We start from the raw sequence: 295 nt of genomic DNA, 5'->3' as shown, positions 1-295 counted from the left end.
CCTTTGGCGCGACAGACCAGCAAAGCAGCCAGGCCGTAGAACGCTGTGTTGAACCACGAAGCGTCAGCGAACTCCCCTTCCAGCAAAATGCGACCAAGCAGGCTCACACACTGCATGCCCGTGATAGCGCATGCAGCCCAAGCACAGAGGGATACCGAAAGCTTGTAGCGACTGTCAGGGAATGGGCGATAGCGCAGCCCGATCATGATGAAGATGACCGCGCAAAGCGCGGCCTGAACTATGGCAACCATTTAGCTCTCCTTTCTCGCTCGAAGGCGGAAGAACCATTGAAGCC

Annotated in this window: 1 protein-coding gene; it reads right to left on the bottom strand. The window is 56.9% G+C overall.

From position 1 onward, the window contains the following. On the bottom strand, positions 1–251 hold a 251-nt coding region (locus KMS84_RS42855), incomplete at its 3' end, for a phage holin family protein (protein ID WP_256921549.1). Between the last annotated feature and the right edge of the window lie 44 nt (positions 252–295).

Source organism: Streptomyces hilarionis (assembly GCF_024539675.1).
Classification (GTDB): Bacteria; Actinomycetota; Actinomycetes; order Streptomycetales; family Streptomycetaceae; genus Streptomyces; species Streptomyces hilarionis.
This window is presented reverse-complemented; position numbering and strand designations above follow the sequence as displayed.